This window comes from Microbacterium sp. Root166 (assembly GCF_001427145.1).
In the GTDB taxonomy this organism is placed as follows: Bacteria; Actinomycetota; Actinomycetes; order Actinomycetales; family Microbacteriaceae; genus Microbacterium.
The window spans coordinates 1093169-1108947 of record NZ_LMGL01000001.1 but is presented as its reverse complement, the minus strand read 5'-3'; the positions used below and the strand labels follow the sequence as shown (position 1 = coordinate 1108947).

At 70.4% G+C, this 15779-nt stretch carries 19 protein-coding genes; 9 read left to right on the top strand and 10 right to left on the bottom strand.

Annotated features, from left to right (window positions below; translation table 11 throughout):
* The first annotated feature begins 22 nt into the window (after positions 1 to 22).
* From ASD56_RS16355 to ASD56_RS05030, 7 genes are all read left to right on the top strand, one after another.
* Positions 23 to 160 carry a hypothetical protein gene (locus ASD56_RS16355; protein ID WP_200947458.1) on the top strand — a complete coding sequence of 46 codons (138 nt, stop codon included), beginning with the start codon at positions 23 to 25 and terminating at the stop codon, positions 158 to 160.
* 52 nt (positions 161 to 212) lie between these two features.
* Positions 213 to 1013, top strand: coding sequence for a hypothetical protein (locus ASD56_RS05055; protein ID WP_055961969.1), 801 nt, complete (start codon positions 213 to 215; stop codon positions 1011 to 1013).
* A 100-nt stretch (positions 1014 to 1113) separates the two neighbouring features.
* A complete protein-coding gene (locus tag ASD56_RS05050) occupies positions 1114 to 2052 on the top strand; it encodes a hypothetical protein (protein WP_055961967.1) in 939 nt (312 codons plus the stop codon).
* A 98-nt stretch (positions 2053 to 2150) separates the two neighbouring features.
* Complete coding sequence (locus tag ASD56_RS05045) at positions 2151 to 2543, top strand: GntR family transcriptional regulator (protein ID WP_055961964.1); 393 nt, start codon at positions 2151 to 2153, stop codon at positions 2541 to 2543.
* Entirely contained in the window at positions 2540 to 3454 is a 915-nt protein-coding gene (locus ASD56_RS05040) for an ABC transporter ATP-binding protein (RefSeq protein ID WP_055961961.1), read from the top strand. The genes ASD56_RS05045 and ASD56_RS05040 overlap by 4 nt, the downstream gene beginning before the upstream one ends.
* Positions 3451 to 4146 (top strand): hypothetical protein, encoded by a 696-nt coding sequence (locus ASD56_RS05035; RefSeq protein WP_055961958.1) that lies wholly within the window; start codon positions 3451 to 3453, stop codon positions 4144 to 4146. The genes ASD56_RS05040 and ASD56_RS05035 overlap by 4 nt, the downstream gene beginning before the upstream one ends.
* Before the next feature lie 96 nt (positions 4147 to 4242).
* On the top strand, positions 4243 to 5133 hold the full coding sequence (locus ASD56_RS05030; protein WP_157535767.1) for a hypothetical protein: 891 nt from the start codon (positions 4243 to 4245) through the stop codon (positions 5131 to 5133).
* 10 nt (positions 5134 to 5143) lie between these two features.
* Here the strand turns inward: ASD56_RS05030 and ASD56_RS05025 are convergent, their stop codons facing one another.
* Positions 5144 to 5437, bottom strand: coding sequence for a chorismate mutase (locus ASD56_RS05025; RefSeq protein ID WP_055961952.1), 294 nt, complete (start codon positions 5435 to 5437; stop codon positions 5144 to 5146).
* Between the two features lie 129 nt (positions 5438 to 5566).
* Here ASD56_RS05025 and ASD56_RS05020 point away from each other — a divergent pair, with 129 nt between their 5' ends.
* Positions 5567 to 6778, top strand: coding sequence for an AI-2E family transporter (locus tag ASD56_RS05020; RefSeq protein WP_055961948.1), 1212 nt, complete (start codon positions 5567 to 5569; stop codon positions 6776 to 6778).
* 45 nt (positions 6779 to 6823) lie between these two features.
* Here ASD56_RS05020 and ASD56_RS16560 read toward each other — a convergent pair whose 3' ends face one another.
* From ASD56_RS16560 to ASD56_RS04975, 9 genes are read right to left on the bottom strand one after another with little or no spacing between them, the layout of a single operon-like run.
* Entirely contained in the window at positions 6824 to 7618 is a 795-nt protein-coding gene (locus tag ASD56_RS16560; protein ID WP_268777898.1) for a ComEA family DNA-binding protein, read from the bottom strand.
* Positions 7615 to 8127: a hypothetical protein gene (locus ASD56_RS05010; RefSeq protein WP_055961946.1), complete on the bottom strand. Its 513-nt coding sequence runs from the start codon at positions 8125 to 8127 to the stop codon at positions 7615 to 7617. Before ASD56_RS05010 ends, ASD56_RS16560 begins: the two co-directional genes overlap by 4 nt.
* On the bottom strand, positions 8124 to 8882 hold the full coding sequence (locus ASD56_RS05005; RefSeq protein ID WP_055961943.1) for a 4Fe-4S single cluster domain-containing protein: 759 nt from the start codon (positions 8880 to 8882) through the stop codon (positions 8124 to 8126). The genes ASD56_RS05010 and ASD56_RS05005 overlap by 4 nt, the downstream gene beginning before the upstream one ends.
* Entirely contained in the window at positions 8882 to 9091 is a 210-nt protein-coding gene (locus tag ASD56_RS05000; RefSeq protein WP_055961940.1) for a DUF2997 domain-containing protein, read from the bottom strand. The genes ASD56_RS05005 and ASD56_RS05000 overlap by 1 nt, the downstream gene beginning before the upstream one ends.
* 48 nt (positions 9092 to 9139) lie before the next feature.
* Positions 9140 to 10762 carry an AAA family ATPase gene (locus ASD56_RS04995; RefSeq protein ID WP_055961937.1) on the bottom strand — a complete coding sequence of 541 codons (1623 nt, stop codon included), beginning with the start codon at positions 10760 to 10762 and terminating at the stop codon, positions 9140 to 9142.
* Positions 10763 to 10784: 22 nt separating this feature from the next.
* Positions 10785 to 11576, bottom strand: coding sequence for a hypothetical protein (locus ASD56_RS04990; RefSeq protein ID WP_055961935.1), 792 nt, complete (start codon positions 11574 to 11576; stop codon positions 10785 to 10787).
* Entirely contained in the window at positions 11573 to 12376 is an 804-nt protein-coding gene (locus ASD56_RS04985) for a hypothetical protein (RefSeq protein WP_055961932.1), read from the bottom strand. The genes ASD56_RS04990 and ASD56_RS04985 overlap by 4 nt, the downstream gene beginning before the upstream one ends.
* A 55-nt stretch (positions 12377 to 12431) precedes the next feature.
* Positions 12432 to 13601 (bottom strand): lactonase family protein, encoded by a 1170-nt coding sequence (locus ASD56_RS04980; RefSeq protein WP_055961929.1) that lies wholly within the window; start codon positions 13599 to 13601, stop codon positions 12432 to 12434.
* 1 nt (position 13602) lies between these two features.
* Positions 13603 to 14889 carry an adenylosuccinate synthase gene (locus tag ASD56_RS04975; RefSeq protein ID WP_055961926.1) on the bottom strand — a complete coding sequence of 429 codons (1287 nt, stop codon included), beginning with the start codon at positions 14887 to 14889 and terminating at the stop codon, positions 13603 to 13605.
* Between the two features lie 77 nt (positions 14890 to 14966).
* Here ASD56_RS04975 and ASD56_RS04970 point away from each other — a divergent pair, with 77 nt between their 5' ends.
* Entirely contained in the window at positions 14967 to 15731 is a 765-nt protein-coding gene (locus ASD56_RS04970) for a Pr6Pr family membrane protein (protein WP_235565526.1), read from the top strand.
* Positions 15732 to 15779 lie beyond the last annotated feature (48 nt).

Below are 15779 nucleotides of genomic sequence, written 5' to 3'. Positions count from 1 at the left end.
GACACCGGCCTAGGATTGAGCCATGGCTGCCGACGAGGACGAGTACAGCGGATTCAACGACACGCGTCAGGCGCGCACCAAGGTCATCGCCTGGGTGACGATCGTCGCCCTGATCCTGGTCGGCGGCGGCGCGACGGTGTTCGCGCTGCTCTTCGGCTGAGCGTTCGCCGCGACCCCGTGCCGGCAGGCCGCGCCACGGCTACCATGACAGGGTGGAGCCTCTCATCCTGCTCGTGCAGGGCTGGTGGTGGGTCGCTCCGGCCGTCGCAAGCGCCGGAGCCGCCTCCTACATGGGCCTGACGACCGGCCGTCGCCGCGCGCGACGGCTGGAGCTCGACGCGTCCCGGCACGAGGAGACCCAGGCCTACCGCGCGCTGGCGGCCGCGAAGGCCCAGCTGCGCGCCGCCCAGGCGGACGTCCTCTCCGAACGCGCGCGGTCCGGCTCGGCGGCTTCTCTCCGGGCGAAGCGCGCACTGCAGTCGGCCCGCGACGCCGAACGCGCCGCGTCGTTCGCGCTGCGCGCCAGCCGTGCCCGCGTGAAGGCCTCGTACGTGCAGTACCGTGCGAGCTCCACGACCGAAGCTCTGCCGATCGAGCGGCTGTACGCCGCGCAGGACACGGTCAACGCGCGCTGGCTCACCTACGAGACCGATGTCGACAAGGCGCTGGCGTACCCGCTGGTCACCGACTCGAGGCATCCGGCCGCGCTGGCCTTCCTCGAGGCGCAGCGCCGGGCGCAGTTTCTGCGACCGACGCCCGGCCGGCGGGTGACGCCCGAGGAGTTCGTCCGATACCGCGTCGCTGTCGCAGAGATGGAGTCGACGCTGGCGGAGGCGGAGCGGCAGGCGGGAGTGCCCGGGGCGCAGCGCAACCCGCAGAGCGGCGTCGCCGGCGTGCTCGGGTCGGTCGCCGACGCGATCGATGCCGCGATCCCGATGCTGGACGGCCTGCGTTCCTCGCTGGTGCGCCCTCACCTCTTCTCGCCTCGCCCCCCGGACTCCGCGCCGCGTTGACCGAGTGACGGCGCCCCCGCGACTCCTGAGCGTGGGAGCGCTCACTGGCAGGGTGCCCTGAGCCCGACGCAGCCGTCCGTCCGCCCGTTAGCATGACAGGGTGGAGCCCGTTTTCCAGTTCCTGGGCAATTACTGGTGGCTCGTCTTCCCGCTCTTCGGGGTGATGAGCGCGGTCGGTGGCGCCTGGGAGCGCAGCGCCCGGCGCCGCCACAAGCGCCGCCTCGAGGTGCTCCACGCGAAGGCTGAGCTGAAGGCCGCCGCCCGCGGACAGGTGGCCGCGGCATCCCTCCCCGCCGTCACCGGCGCGACGGCGACCACGATCGGCGGCGCAGCGCCGACCCGCGAGACGCAGGCGACGCAGCTCGAGCGCCTGTTCGCGACCCACGACGCCGTCACCGCCCGGTGGCTGGAGTACGAGCTCGACGTCGCCAAGACGATCGCCTTCCCGGCGATGAGCGACGGGCGCCAGCCGCTCACCGCCGCGTTCCTGCGCGCGAAGCGCATCGCGGACGGCCTTCGTCCCGCGTCGCCCAAAGCGCGTCTGACGAAGGAGCAGCTCGCCGAGTACCGCAGCGCCGTCGCGGACTTCGAGGTGGCGTTCGACGTCGCGGAGCGCGACGCGCGGCGCATCAAGGACTCCAGCTTCACCGAGGTCGAGCGCAAACGGCTCGACACCGCCAAGCAGCTGCTCACCGTCGCGATCGACCAGGCCGCCACCCCCGCCGAGCGCCAGCTCGCGTACCGCCGGGTGCGACAGGAGCTCGACGGCCTCATCTCGCTCTCCGACGGCGCGATCGAGGTGCTCGAGTCCAAGGTCTCGCTCGAGCTCGGCCCCGCGAACACGTCATCGCCGGCAGCAGATGCCGCACCCCCGCGTGCATCGACCACGCCGCCCCCCGCGCCGGACGCCGGGGCCGCGGCATCCCGCCCCTCTCCGCAGACCGGACCAACACCTCTGCCTGCGCAGTGGCCCGTGCCCTCGCGCGGTTCGGGCGACACGGCGCCGGGGCGCGTCATCCACCCCAAGTCGCACCCCTGATCCGCCGCCCCGCCCGCCCGCTTCAGGGGCGCGGTTGACAGTGCGCTCGGTTCTGTGGTTACTTAGTCGAGTAAGTAACCAGACAACCGGAGGCCGGCGTGATCGAAGAAGGCAAGGCGCTCTTCCTGCAGATCGCGGAGAGCGTCGAGGACTCGATCATCGACGGCTCGCTGGCCGAAGAGGACCGGGCGCCGTCGACGAACGAGCTCGCAGCCTTCTACCGGATCAACCCCGCGACCGCGGCCAAGGGCGTCGCGGTGCTGGTCGACAAAGGCGTGATCTACAAGAAGCGCGGCATCGGCATGTTCGTCGCGCCGAACGCCCGCGATCGGCTGCTCGGCGAGCGTCGAGCGGCCTTCGCCGATCGCTACCTGGGGCCGCTCATCGCCGAGGCGCACAAGCTCGGCCTCGACGCGGACGACCTGACCCTGCTCATCCGCGACCGCGCCCCCGCGCCCGTCGCGACCAGTCACGAAGGAGACGCACGATGACGCACGTGATCGAGGTGAACGGGCTCACCAAGCGCTACCGCGAGACGCTCGCGGTGGACGACGTGAGCCTCACCATCGAGAAGGACACGATCTACGGCCTGCTCGGACGCAACGGCGCCGGCAAGACGACGGTCATGTCGATCCTCACCGCCCAGAACTTCGCGACCAGCGGTGACATCAGGGTCTTCGGCGAAGATCCCTACGAGAACGCCGCGGTGCTCGGTCGCATGTGCTTCGTGCGCGAGAGCCAGAAGTACCCGGAGGACGCGCTGCCCAAGCATGCCTTCAAGACCGCGAGCCTGTTCTTCCCGAACTGGGACCAGTCGCTCGCCGATCGGCTCATCGAGGACTTCCAGCTGCCGATGAAGCGGCGCATCAAAAAGCTCTCGCGCGGACAGCTCTCGGCCGTCGGCGTGATCATCGGCATCGCCTCCCGTGCCGAGATCACGTTCTTCGACGAGCCCTATCTGGGTCTGGACGCCGTCGCACGTCAGGTCTTCTACGACCGTCTGCTCGAGGACTACACGGAGCACCCGCGCACGATCATCCTCTCCAGCCACCTGATCGACGAGGTCTCGAACCTCATCGAGCGGGTCCTGGTGATCGACCGGGGCCGCATCATCATGGACGAGGAGACCGACGCGGTCCGCGACCGCGCGGCCAACATCGTCGGCGAGGCAGCCGCTGTCGACGCGTTCGTCGCGGGGCGCGAGGTGATCCACCGGGAGAGCCTCGGCCGCGTCGCATCCGTCACCGTGGTCGGAGGACTCACCGCGGCCGACCTGCAGCGGCTCGACGCCGCGGGCCTCGACGTCGCCCCCGTCTCGCTCCAGCAGCTCATCGTGCGCACCACGCAGCACGCGAGCGGATCCCCCGAACAGACCATCATCGACGAAGGAGCCCTGCGATGAGCCGCACCGTCAGCGTCGTCCGCATGCAGCTGATCAATCGCCAGACCTACGTCTGGGTGCCCCTCCTGGTGCTCGCCGGGTCGCTGCTCATCACGCTCGCGATCTACGCGACGCTGGAGAGCGCCGGGGTCGTGGGGCCCAAGTACGGCGGTGGGGCACAGGCTCCGCTCTGGTACTTCGCCGTCGTCGGGATCCAGGCCCTCACGCTGACGTTCCCCTTCTCACAGGCGATGAGCGTCACGCGCCGCGAGTTCTACCTCGGCACGCTGCTCACCGCAGTGCTGACCAGCCTCATCCTCTCGGCCGTGTTCGTCGTCGGGGGTCTGCTCGAGAAGGCCACGGGCGGCTGGGGAATGGACGGCTACTTCTTCTTCCTGCCCTGGATCTGGGAAGGCGGTCCGGCGGCTGCCGCGCTCTTCTACTTCACCGTCGCGATGCTGTTCTTCATCGTGGGGTTCTGGGCTGCGACGATCTTCAAGCGGTTCGGATCGCTGTGGCTGACGGTGGTGCTGGTCGGCATCGGCGCGCTGCTGGTCGCAGGCCTCTGGGTGGTCGGCCAGGCGAACGCATGGGTCGAGGTGTTCACCTGGTTCGCCACGCAGGGCGCGTTCGGGCTGTCGCTGTGGGGCGTCGCCCTCGGGCTCGTGCTCGCGGTGATCGCGTTCTTCACGCTCCGCCGCGCGGTCCCCTAGGCAGCCCTCGAGCGGATGCCCCGTCCCGGCCGCCCCGCGCGGTCCGGGGCAGGGCATCCTCGTCCGTCGCGTCGACGCGCGGGTAGGGTGGCGCCGATGAATTCCTCGCGCAGCACCCTCGTCGACGAGTCCGACGCCATCCCTCTCGGGCACGGGCCGCTTCCGGCCACAGACGCCGAGCTCGCGTCGCGGCTCCGAACGGCGATCGCCGCGGAGTGGCCCGAGCCCGCCGCAGGATGGGACTCGATCCCCGGATGGACTGCGGCATTCAGCGCGCGGCCCGACCTCGCCTCGATCGAGCTCGACCTGACGGGCTACGCCGTGCCGGTCGGCGGACAGGGCGAGGACGCAGACGTCGCCGAGCCCCGGTCCGCCGAGATCGGGCACGTGCAGCCGGCGCTGATCGCGAGCGCTCGCGTCCTCGCGTCGCCGATGGACGTGGCGGGCGTTCCGCTCGACCTCCTGCTGGACGCATCGGACCTTCCGGTGGAGTGGGTCACCGATGCCGAGGGTGAGCTGTGGATCCGCCTCGACGAGGCCCGGGCCGGTGATCTGCGTGCGCACTTCCGGCTCTGCGTGCCTGTCGAGGAGGCGCGCGCCGGGCTTCGCGCGGCGCTCACGGCCGAGCTGGCGGCAGCGCGCTTCGGCCTGAGCTCCTTCGACTTCGATCTGCGCGCCCGTCGCGGGACCGAGCTCTCGGGTTGGGTGCAGGCGCGGCTTCGGAAGGGCATCCTGTCTGCGAAGGCCCGGGCACGCGCCGAGGTCCGGATCGATCCGATGACGATGTCCGCGACGGTCACCCGGCTCTCCGTGCGCAGTGCGAACCCGGTCCTCGGCCTGGCTCTGCTCGCGGTGCGCTCGAAGATCCGCGCGTACGAGGGCCGCTCGTTCGATCTCAACGAGTCGATGCCCGCGGGCGTGCGCCTGGTCGGGCTGGCGGTGGACACCGCCGGGAGCGAGCTCGTCGTCTCGGGCCGCTTCGGCTGATCCGGCCTGGTCAGCGGGAGTCGGCTGCCTCGGTGTGATGGTGGATGACCTCGGCGACGACGAAGTTGAACCACTTCTCGGCGAACGCGGGGTCGAGGTCCGCCTCTTCGGCGAGGCGTCGCAGCCGGGCCACCTGCTGCTCTTCGCGAGCGGGATCGGACGCGGGCATGCCGTGCTCGGCCTTGAGGTACCCCACCTGCTTGGTCGCCTTGAACCGCTCGGCGAGGAGGTAGACCAGCGAGGCATCGATGTTGTCGATGCTGCTGCGCAGTCGTCGGAGCGTGGTCATCGGGTCCTCGGTCATGGGGGCCTCCTCGATCTCCGACGATACCGGAGGCCTCGAAGGCACGGCGGCGCGTGACTCCTCGCCCGTCGCGGGTGAAATCGCGACATGGGAACATGGCCGCGAAGCCCTCGCCCCTAGAGTGTGACCATGAACGACGCCTCGTCACCCCTCGGCGCGAGCGCCGCCGAAGCCGCGGACCCCATCGCCGTGAGCCCTACCGCCGGAACCGACCTGGCCGTCTCGGCCGACGGCGTCGTCGCCGACCACGCCGGCTCCTCGCCCCTGGCGGACAACCGGCAGGGCCGCCCGCTGTGGGCGCGGCTCGACAACCCGTTCTCCGTCGGGCTGCTGCTGACACTCGGCGGCCTGGTCGCCATTCTGCTAGGACTCGCGCTCAGCAACATCGCGACGATCCTGGTCTACATCGGCCTCGCGATGTTCGCAGCCCTCGGCCTCGACCCGGTCATCAAGTGGCTCGGCAAGCACGGCGTCAAGCGCGGGTGGGCCATCGCCATCATCTTCCTGACCGGCACCATCATCGGCGTCGGACTCATGTTCCTGGTCGTGCCGACGCTCATCGACCAGATCCAGCAGTTCTTCACCGGACTCCCCGACATGATCTCGAACTTCGAGAAGACCGACTTCTACGCATTCCTCGAGGGCATCTTCGGCACCGGGCTCACCACGCTGCTCGACGAGGTCGAGAAGTTCATCTTCGACCCGGCGAACATCGCCGCGATCTCAGGTGGCCTGCTGAAGGTCGCGGGCGGCATCGCGGCGGCGGTGTCCGGCGGCCTGATCGTCGTCGTCCTGACCCTGTACTTCGTCGCGTCGCTCCCCGGCATCAAGGACTCGCTGATGCAGTTCGCGCCGGCACGCAAGCGCGTGACCGTGCGGGCCATGACCGACCAGATCACCGACTCGGTCGGCGGCTACCTGATGGGAATGGTCATCCTGGCGTTCTTCAACTCCGTGGTGGCCACGATCCTCCACGCGGTCCTCCAGCTGCCGTACCCGCTGCTCATGGGTGTTCTCGCGTTCTCGATCACGATCATCCCGCTCATCGGACCCGTGCTGTACTGGATCGTCGCGACCGTGATCGCTCTCTTCACCAGCCCGCTTTCGGCGCTGATCTTCGCGATCTGCTACCTGATCTACATCCAGATCGAGGCCTACGTCCTCACCCCGAAGGTCATGAACCGGGCCATCGAGATCCCCGGCTCGCTCGTGGTGATCGGGGCTCTGATCGGCGGCACCCTGCTCGGGTTCATCGGCGCGCTGGTCGCGATCCCGGTGACGGCATCGATCCTGCTGATCATCAAACAGGTCTTCTTCAAGAAGCAGGACGCCAAGATCTGATCCGTTTCGAAGCGCCCGGTCCTCCTCGGATCGGGCGCTTCGTCGTCAGTAGTCGACGCGACGTCCGAAGCGGCGCTCACCCCGCGGACGAGGCGAACAGCTGGCGAGTCGGCGCAGGCGGACGATCTCGTGCGGCTGAAGGCCGATGCTCTCGCCGAAGTCCTCGACCGAGGTGAATCCGCCCTGGCGCTCGCGCTCCTTGTGCGCGCGCCGGGCGCGCGACCGGGTGACGCCCGGCAGAGTCGCGAGCTCGTCGACGGTCGCGGTGTTGACGTCCACGGGCTCGGCCGGGCCATCGGTCGTGGCCAGGAGGTCGTCCGACGATGCCCCCGCGGTGCGCGCGAGCGCCTCCGCCTCGACCGCCGGCGCCTGCTTCGGCTCGGCCTTCACTTCCGCCTTCGGCTTGGGCTCGGCCGCGGGCCTGCGCCGGCGGCGCGACGTCTTCGTGCCGCTCGCGCTGCTGCGCGTCGACGCGGATCCGGATGCCGCAGCCTGTCGTCGCACCAGCGGAGCGCGGTTCGGCGAGCTCATGCGCCGCTCCCACATGATGCGCAGCCACGAGGGGTTGACCATGAGGGCGACGACCATGCCGGCGAGGTAGGCGACCGCCGCGACCACCGCCTGCCACTGCCCCCAGATCGGCATGTTCACGAGGATCGCCACGGCACCTGCCGCAACGGCCAGGATCATCAAGCGGGGCCGGCGCGAGACCAGGCCGACGATGCCGAAGCCGAGCCAGGCCAGCATCGGCCCCGGCACCGCGGTGAGCAGCATCCACGAGCTCATGCCGATCAGCCAGGGGAAGCTCGGCGTAGCGGCCGTCACCCGCGCATCGGTCACGCGTAGTCCTTCACGTTCAGCACCATGGTCAGGGTGTCGTCCTCGTCGCGGGTCTCGGACACGAGCTCGAAGCCGGCGGTGTCGGCGCGGCTGCGGATCCGCTCGGCGACGGCCTGCTGCACGCGCAGCGCATAGGCGGCATCGAGCCGCTGGACCAGTGCGGTCGCGTCGGATGCCGCCAGCTCGTGTCCGTCCAGCCGCTCGAGGTGAGCGGCCCAGATGCCCTCGGGCGTGCGGGTCATCGTGATCGTGAGCTCGTCCAGTTCGGCGGAGATCCCGTCGCCCGTGACCGAGACGTTCAGGGCGCCGATGTCACGCAGGGCGTCGCCCAGCAGCTCGGGATCCTTCATGCGCGTCTGCACCGCGACCGGGCGTGCCGCGTCGCCGACGTCGGACGACTCCTTCGCCTCCGACCGGCCGCCGAGCGACAGGATGCCGCCGACGCCGGTGGCGCTGATCGCGGTGACGGCGGCGATCGCCGCGGGAATGAGGATCAGGGAAACGCTCATCGAACGGCCTCCGCCTTCCATTGCTGGTCACGCATGTCTCCGGGCCGGTCGGCCCGTGCACCGAGGTCGTCCAGGAGCGCGGCGAGCGCGGCATCCGTCGCCCAGCCGTTCACACCCACGGTGCCGTCGCGTGCGATCCGGATCTCGAGGGTGTCGAGCCGGCCGTGGACGGCGATGGCGCGCACCTCATCCGCATGCGCGTCGGTCAGGGCCCGGATCCCCTGGTTCCGCGATCCGATCCACGGCCGGTGCGGATCGGGCATTTCCTGCAGATACGGGCCGTCGCACAGCAGATCGGTCGCCGCGAGAAGACGTGCGACATCGGCGCGCTCGGCCGACCAGGCGGTGAGCCGCTCGAGCGGGTAGCCGCTGAACGTCATCACCGTCAGCCCACCGTCACGGAAGGCCTCGGCCACCACCGCCGATGCGCCGGCCTGATCGAACGGCTCGCCGCCGAGCAGCGTGACGCCGGCAGCGCCCGCGGAACGCGCCTGGTCGACCCACGCGCGCGCGGTCTCCGCGGTCGGGGTGAGCGCGCCGCCTCGGGGGGCCCACAGCTGCGGGTTGAAGCATCCGGGGCAGTGCACCGCGCAGCCCTGCAGCCAGAGCGCAGCGCGCACGCCGGGCCCTTCCGCTTCGGTGGCCGCCAAGAAGCGCGACCAGCGCACCTCGCCCTCCGGGACCTCCGGCGGCGCAGCGGTGCCGAGGAGAGAGGTCGATCCCCCTCGTCCGGGCGACTCGGCGACGACGCGCATCAGAGGTTCCTGTTCTCCTGCTCGGCTTCCACCTCGGCGACCGTCGAGACGGCGGTGTAGTCCGGCGTGAAGGTCGACGACGTCGTCTCGGCGTCGAGCAGCGCCTCGAGCGTCTCGATGTAGTCCAGGCACTCCGGCCCGTGCATGCCGAACGTCTCCGCATCGACCGTGCCGTCGGGGCGGAGCTTCACCACGAGCTGCTTCACCATGTCGTCCTCCTCGTCGCGCTTCGGCGCCCCGTCACTGGTCCACGGTCCTCAATAGTCCACCGTGCGCCCGCCGCGGCGCGACGACAGCACGCCCTCGGGCTCGGTTCCGGTGACCTCCGCGGCATCCAGGTCTTCCGCACCCGTCGCCCGCACGGCCCGCTCGGCGGCCCAGCTGCGGATCCGCTGGACCTCCTCGGCCTGGGTCACCGCCAGCGGGATCATCGTCTCGACCACCTGCTCGACGGTCGCGCGCGTGACGGCGCCACCCGCGCTGTAGCCCTCGTAGAGGGCCGAGATCACCGCCTGCTCGATCTCGGCGCCGGAGTGGTTCTCGCTCGCGGCGACCAGTGCGGCGACGGCGCTCGCGTCCCGCACGACCGCGTCCAGCCCGTTCGCCTCCGTGGCGCGGGACGACATCTGCAGCTTCCAGATCACCTCACGCTCGTGCGAGGTCGGCAGATCCACGAAGAAGATCTCGTCGAAGCGGCCCTTGCGCAGGAACTCGGGCGGCAGCGCGTCGATGTTGTTGGCCGTGGCGACGACGAACACCGGACGCGACTTCTCCTGCATCCAGGTCAGGAACGTGCCGAAGACGCGCGCGGTCGTGCCGGAGTCGCCCTGGCCGGTCGTGTTCGAGAAGCCCTTCTCGATCTCGTCGACCCACAGGACGCACGGGGCTACGGCCTCGGCGGTGGCGATCGCGGTGCGGAGGTTCTGCTCGCTCGAGCCGACGAGGCCCGAGAAGATGCGGCCGATGTCCAGACGCAGCAGCGGCAGTCCCCACGAGGCGGCGGTCGCCTTGGCCGTCAATGACTTGCCGCAGCCGGGCACGCCCGTGATGAGCACGCCCTTGGGCGCGGGCAGGCCGTACGAACGCGCCCCGCCGAGCCACGAGCCGTCGCGGCGCGAGAGCCAGCGCTTGAGGTTGTTGAGCCCGCCGACGTCGTCGAGGTCGGTGTCGCCCTTCACGAATTCCAGCACGCCCGACTTGCGCACCACCTGCCGCTTCTCGTCGAGCACGACCGCGATGTCGGCAGCGGTCAGTGTGCCGTCGTTGACCATGGCGCGGGCGAAGGCGTTCTCGGCCTCGGCCATCGAGAGACCGAGGGCCGCATGCACGAGCTGCTCCTGAGCCGTGTCGTCCGCATCGATGGTGATGCGGCCGCCTCCGCTGGCGTTGTTGTCGATCATCGTCTCGAGCAGATCGCGGATCTCCTCCGCCGTCGGCAGCGGGAAGTCGAGCAGGTGGGTGACCTCGTCGAGCTCCGGCGGGATCACCCGCACCGGCGCGGTGATGACGAGCGTGCGCGAGACATCGCCGTGGCGGAACTCGAGGGCCGTCTCGCGCACGGTGCGCACGATGGCCGGATCGCCGGCCCGGTGCTCCGAGCCGAAGTAGGCGTGCAGGTCGCAGAAGACGAACGCGGAGGGATCGTGCACGCCCGCCACGTGCTGCAGCGCACGGGTCGGGTGGGCCGTGTTCGCGATCGCCTTGCCGTCGGGCCCGATCAGCCCGAGGGCTGAGGTCCAGGTCCACACGCCCCGCGGGTTGCGCTGGGCCTGCGCAGAGTCGGTGACCGCGGCGATCGCGCGAACCTCTTCGCCCGTCTCGATGTACAGCAGCGGCAGGCGCGCCTTGAACGCCTCGTCCAGTGTGTCGGCGAAGGTCACATCGTCTCCTTGCTTGGTGCGTTCAGGGGGTGGGAGTCGGGGTCGGCGTGAGGTCGCTCGCCGGGGTGTCGAGGGTGATGGTCCAGCTGCCCTCGCCGGTGTCCGCCGAGACGAACAGCGCGACGCGGTCGGTGGGCTCCCACGAGGTTCGCACGTCGACCTCGTCGAACTCGTTCACGAGCAGCTGCCAGCCGCCGACCGTGACGGCCTCGACGATGAACAGACCGTCGCCGGTGTGCTGGAATCGCCCGCTCAGGGCGTCGCCCTCGTAGAGGAGCACGGCGTTCTCGTCTCCGGATGCCGACTCGCCCATCGTGGTGGTCTCGGGCGTCGTGACCGTCACCGTCCACTCGCCCGCCGAGCGGCCGAACCACAGCAGTCCGTCCTCCGCGCCCGGCATGATCAGCGACTGGCTGTCGGGGTAGAGCGAGCCGACGAACCCTCCGGGGTCCCAGCCCTCCGCCTCGGGATCCAGCTCGGTGTCGAGCTGCTGATAGAGCAGGATGCCGTCCTGGGCGTCATCATCGGTGGTGAGCATCATCAGCTCGGCCCCGGCATCCAGCCGAAGGAATCCGCCCTGCGCGGTGCCGTGGATGACGCCGTCGACGATCTCGTACTCGTCCGGATCGGGGTCGAACCAGGGGTAGTCGCGGTAGCCGTCCTCGTCGTCGCCGATGACGAGCACCTCGCCGGTCACCGGATCGGCGACGATCGTCGGCAGCACGACGAACGAGGTGATGGCGACCGCGATCGTGCCGACGATCCAGACGCCGATCGAGAAGCGCCGGATGCGCTGCGGGGCGGCGTCGCTCATCCGTCACCGCCCGTCGGAGACGGGGTCGCCGTGGGAGCGGGGGCCGGCGCATCGTCGTCGAACGCGATCGTCCATCCGGCGTCGGCATAGGCGTCGACGACGAAGAGGACGAGATCGCCGTCCTCCCAGGCGATCGAGCGATCGACCGGGTCGGCCTCGTAGAGGATCTCGGTCACGCCCTGCGCCGTCGCGGTCTCGATGCCGACCGAGCCCTCGCCGCGGGTGCTCACCCGCGCCGTCGTGGCCGCACCCGAGTACGCGAAGACCATCGGGCCGATGCCGCTCACGGTGCCCGACTCGTCCGGCACCTCCGGAGTCGAGATCTTCAGCCGCCACGCCTCGTCGCTGAACCCATCGATCCACAGCTCTGCCGAGGACGACGTCACGATGACGTACTGCCCGTCGAGCCCGTAGGCGTATGACTCGAAGGTCGGCGGATCGCCGTACTCGCCCTCGACGAGCGCTTCTCCGCCCGGCCCCGTCACTGTGACGCCTCCGACGTACGTGTCGTCGAGCTCGGTCACCAGCAGAGGCTGCGACGGATCGAGGTCGTCCAGCCGGATCACATCGCCGTCGCGGCCGCTGTAGATCCCGTCGCCCTCAGCCTCGGCGGCGGTCGGATCGGGGTTCTCCCACGGCGCGTAGGTGTAGTCGCCCTGAGCGGTGACCGAATCCGGAAGGTCGGCGAACGTGGCCCAGCCGATCAGCGCGATCACCACCAGCCCGCCGATCCACACGGACCCGCTGAACGCGAAGAGGCGGTTCCGGGCATCCGGACTCACCGACCCGCTCGAGCTCATTCGCATCCTTCGTCCGCTCCAGGCTACCCAACGTGCCCGCCGGCGCCCGAGACGTTCAGGCCGCGGCGACCGGGAGCAGGCAGGTCGGCGACGGCGCGGCGGTGCGATGGCGCACACGACCGGGCACCCCGGTGCGCAGGTCGAGGCTGAGCGAGACCACCTCGTTCGACCGCTCACCCGCCACGAGCAGCGTGTCGCGCACGACGGCATGGTGACGGGGCCAGTGCACCCCGGCCTCGACGAGGGCGACGGGCTCGAGGGTCTCGCCGGCGCCTCGCACCTTGAGTGTGGCGATCGTGTCGCTGCCGCGGACGCCGGCATAGAGGAAGCCGCCGTCGCGCGACGCGGCGAGCTCGGCGGCCGTGTCGCCGGCGAGGGTGGCTCCGGCGCCGAGCGACACGCCTCCCGCGACGCGCCACTGCCCGTCGGCGCCCGCGGCGAGCGCGAACACCTCACGGGACAGCTCCGTCACGACGTACAGATGGCCGCTCGGATGCCACACCATGTGGCGGGGACCGCTGCCGGTCGGAAGCACGAGCTGCTGTCCGGGTCGCAGCCCCGACGCCGTCGTCCGCCAGAAGCGCACGAGGTCCAGCCCGAGGTCGGTGGTCGCCACGGCGCCCCCTGGCAGGAAGACGCTCTGGTGCGCACGTGACGGACGATCGGATGCCGCGCCCGTGGCCTCCTCGGCAGGGCGATCGTGATCCGGAACGAGGTGGGCGTACTCGGGCCCGGCCGCCTCGCGGAGCGCCCGCGTCGCCGCGGCCAGGTCGACGTCGCCGCCGCGCGGCTGCGCGGCCTCGTCGAGGGGGTCGGACGCGGCGACGAGGACCACCGGACCGGACGGCGCGCCGGCGTCGTCGAGCGACATCCGCACCACGCGGCCGTCGCCCCAGCACGCCACCAGCAGCGAGAGGCCGTCGGGAGCGACGGCGATGTGGCAGGCGGCCTCGCCCGCGGGCACGGCACGGCCGAGAGGAGCGAAGGTCGCCTCACCGGTGCGGCGGAACGCCTGCACTGCGCCCTGCTTCTCCAGCGCCGCGTACACCACGTCCAGCGTCGGATGCGGAGCCAGCCACGACGGCGACGCGGCGGCCGCGACGTCGCCGGTGAAGGTCAGGGCACCGCCGGCCGATCCGTCTTCGGCGGCGCCGGCCAGCAGCATCCCGATCCCGGTCGCTGACCCCTCCATGTCGGCGGTGTACCCGCCCAGCAGAAGTCGCACGTCAGTCGACGAGGTCGTGACGCACGATGACGGCGTCACGCGAGGCCCCGACGCCGATCACGGAGATGCGCGTGCCGCTCATCGCCTCGAGCGCCAGGACGTACTCCTGCGCCTCGATCGGCAGGTCCTCGAAGGTGCGCGCACCGGAGATGTCGTGCTTCCAGCCGGGGAAGTACTCCAGGATCGGCTTCGCGTGGTGGAAGTCGGACTGGTTCACCGGCACCTCGTCGAACCGCTCGCCGTCGACGTCGTACGCGACGCACACGGGGATCTGCTCGAGCCCGGTCAGGATGTCGAGCTTGGTGAGGACGAGGTCGGTGATGCCGTTGATGCGCGTGGCGTAGCGCGTGATCGGGGCGTCGTACCAGCCGACGCGGCGCGGGCGGCCCGTCGTGGTGCCGAACTCGAAGCCGCGCGAGCGCAGGAAGTCGCCGTTCTCGTCGAAGAGCTCGGTCGGGAACGGGCCGGAGCCGACGCGGGTCGTGTACGCCTTCACGATGCCGACGATGCGGTCGAGGCGGTTCGGGCCGACGCCCGATCCGGTGGACGCACCTCCGGCCGTCGCGGACGACGAGGTGACGAACGGGTAGGTGCCGTGGTCGACGTCGAGCATGGTCGCCTGGCCGCCCTCGAAGACGACGACGTCGCCGGCGTCCAGGGCGTTGCCGAGCAGCAGGCCCGTGTCGGCGACCATCGGCCGCACGCGCTCGGCGTACGACAGGAGGTCCTCGACGATCTCGTCGCACGTGATCGCGCGGCGGTTGAAGACCTTCACCAGGAGGTGGTTCTTCTGGTCGAGCGAGCCCTCGACCTTCTGACGCAGGATGTTCTCGTCGAAGAGGTCCTGCACCCGCAGGCCGACGCGGTTGATCTTGTCGGCGTATGCCGGACCGATGCCGCGACCGGTGGTGCCGATCTGACGCTTGCCGAGGAAGCGCTCTGTGACCTTATCGAGCGTGCGGTGGTACTGCGTGATGATGTGCGCATTCGCGCTCACACGCAGCCGCGAAGTGTCGACGCCGCGGGCGTTGAGCGCCTCGAGCTCGGCGAAGAGGACCTCGAGGTCGATCACCACGCCGTTGCCGATGACGGCGTTGACGCCGGGCGACAGGATGCCCGAGGGCAGCAGGTGCAGCGCGTACTTCTCGTCTCCGATGACGACGGTATGGCCGGCGTTGTTGCCGCCGTTGAACTTCACCACCCAGTCGGTGCGCTCACCGAGCAGATCGGTGGCCTTGCCCTTGCCCTCGTCTCCCCACTGGACTCCGACGATCACGATGCCTGGCATGGGCTACTCCCCCGTTATCTGACGGTTACACCCCATCCTATCGACGCCGCACCGCCTCTCGCCGCTATCGTGACCTCATGCGAACCACGGCATGGGCTCGAACCTGGTCTGTCATGCGCCTGGCGATGGCGGCGCTCATCGCCGCGGCGATCATCGCGCAGCTGTCGAAGTCGGTCGGCACGGCGATCGAACTGGAGCGGGATGTCGCGACCACGGTCGCCAACTTCTTCAGCTTCTTCACGATCCTCTCGAACGCCGCCGCGGCGGTGGTGCTCATCTGGGCGGCGGTGTGGTTCTTCGCGAGGGGCCGGCACGCAGCGGTCGAGCCACCCGCGCTCGCGCTCGCGCTCGCCTCGGTCACGAGCTACATGATCGTCACCGGCATCGTCTACAACGCGCTGCTGCGCAACATCGAGCTGCCGCAGGGCAGCGCGCCCATCCCGTGGTCGAACGAGGTCCTGCACCTCATCGGGCCGCTCTTCCTGCTCGCCGACCTGTTCGTCGGACCGCAGCGCCGTGCGCTGCGGTGGCGCGCCGTATGGGCGATCATCGCCTTCCCCCTCGCCTGGACGGCCTACACCCTGCTCCGCGGCCCCATGATCACGAACCCGGTCAGCGGCGACCCGTTCTGGTACCCCTACCCGTTCCTCAATCCCAACGGTGCGGGCGGCTGGGCCGCCGTCGGGTTCTGGGTGGTCGTGATCGCCGCGGTGTTCCTCGGCGTCGCCGCCCTCGTCGTCTGGTGGGGACGCCGGATCGGCCAGGAGCGCGAGCTGGATCACGAGACGGGCGACCACCTCGAGGACGAGTGGCGAGAGGCGCGCGAAGCGCAGCTCGACTGAGTCCATCGACGAAGGGGCGGGCCCGCGGCTGCGGGCACGCCCCTTTGT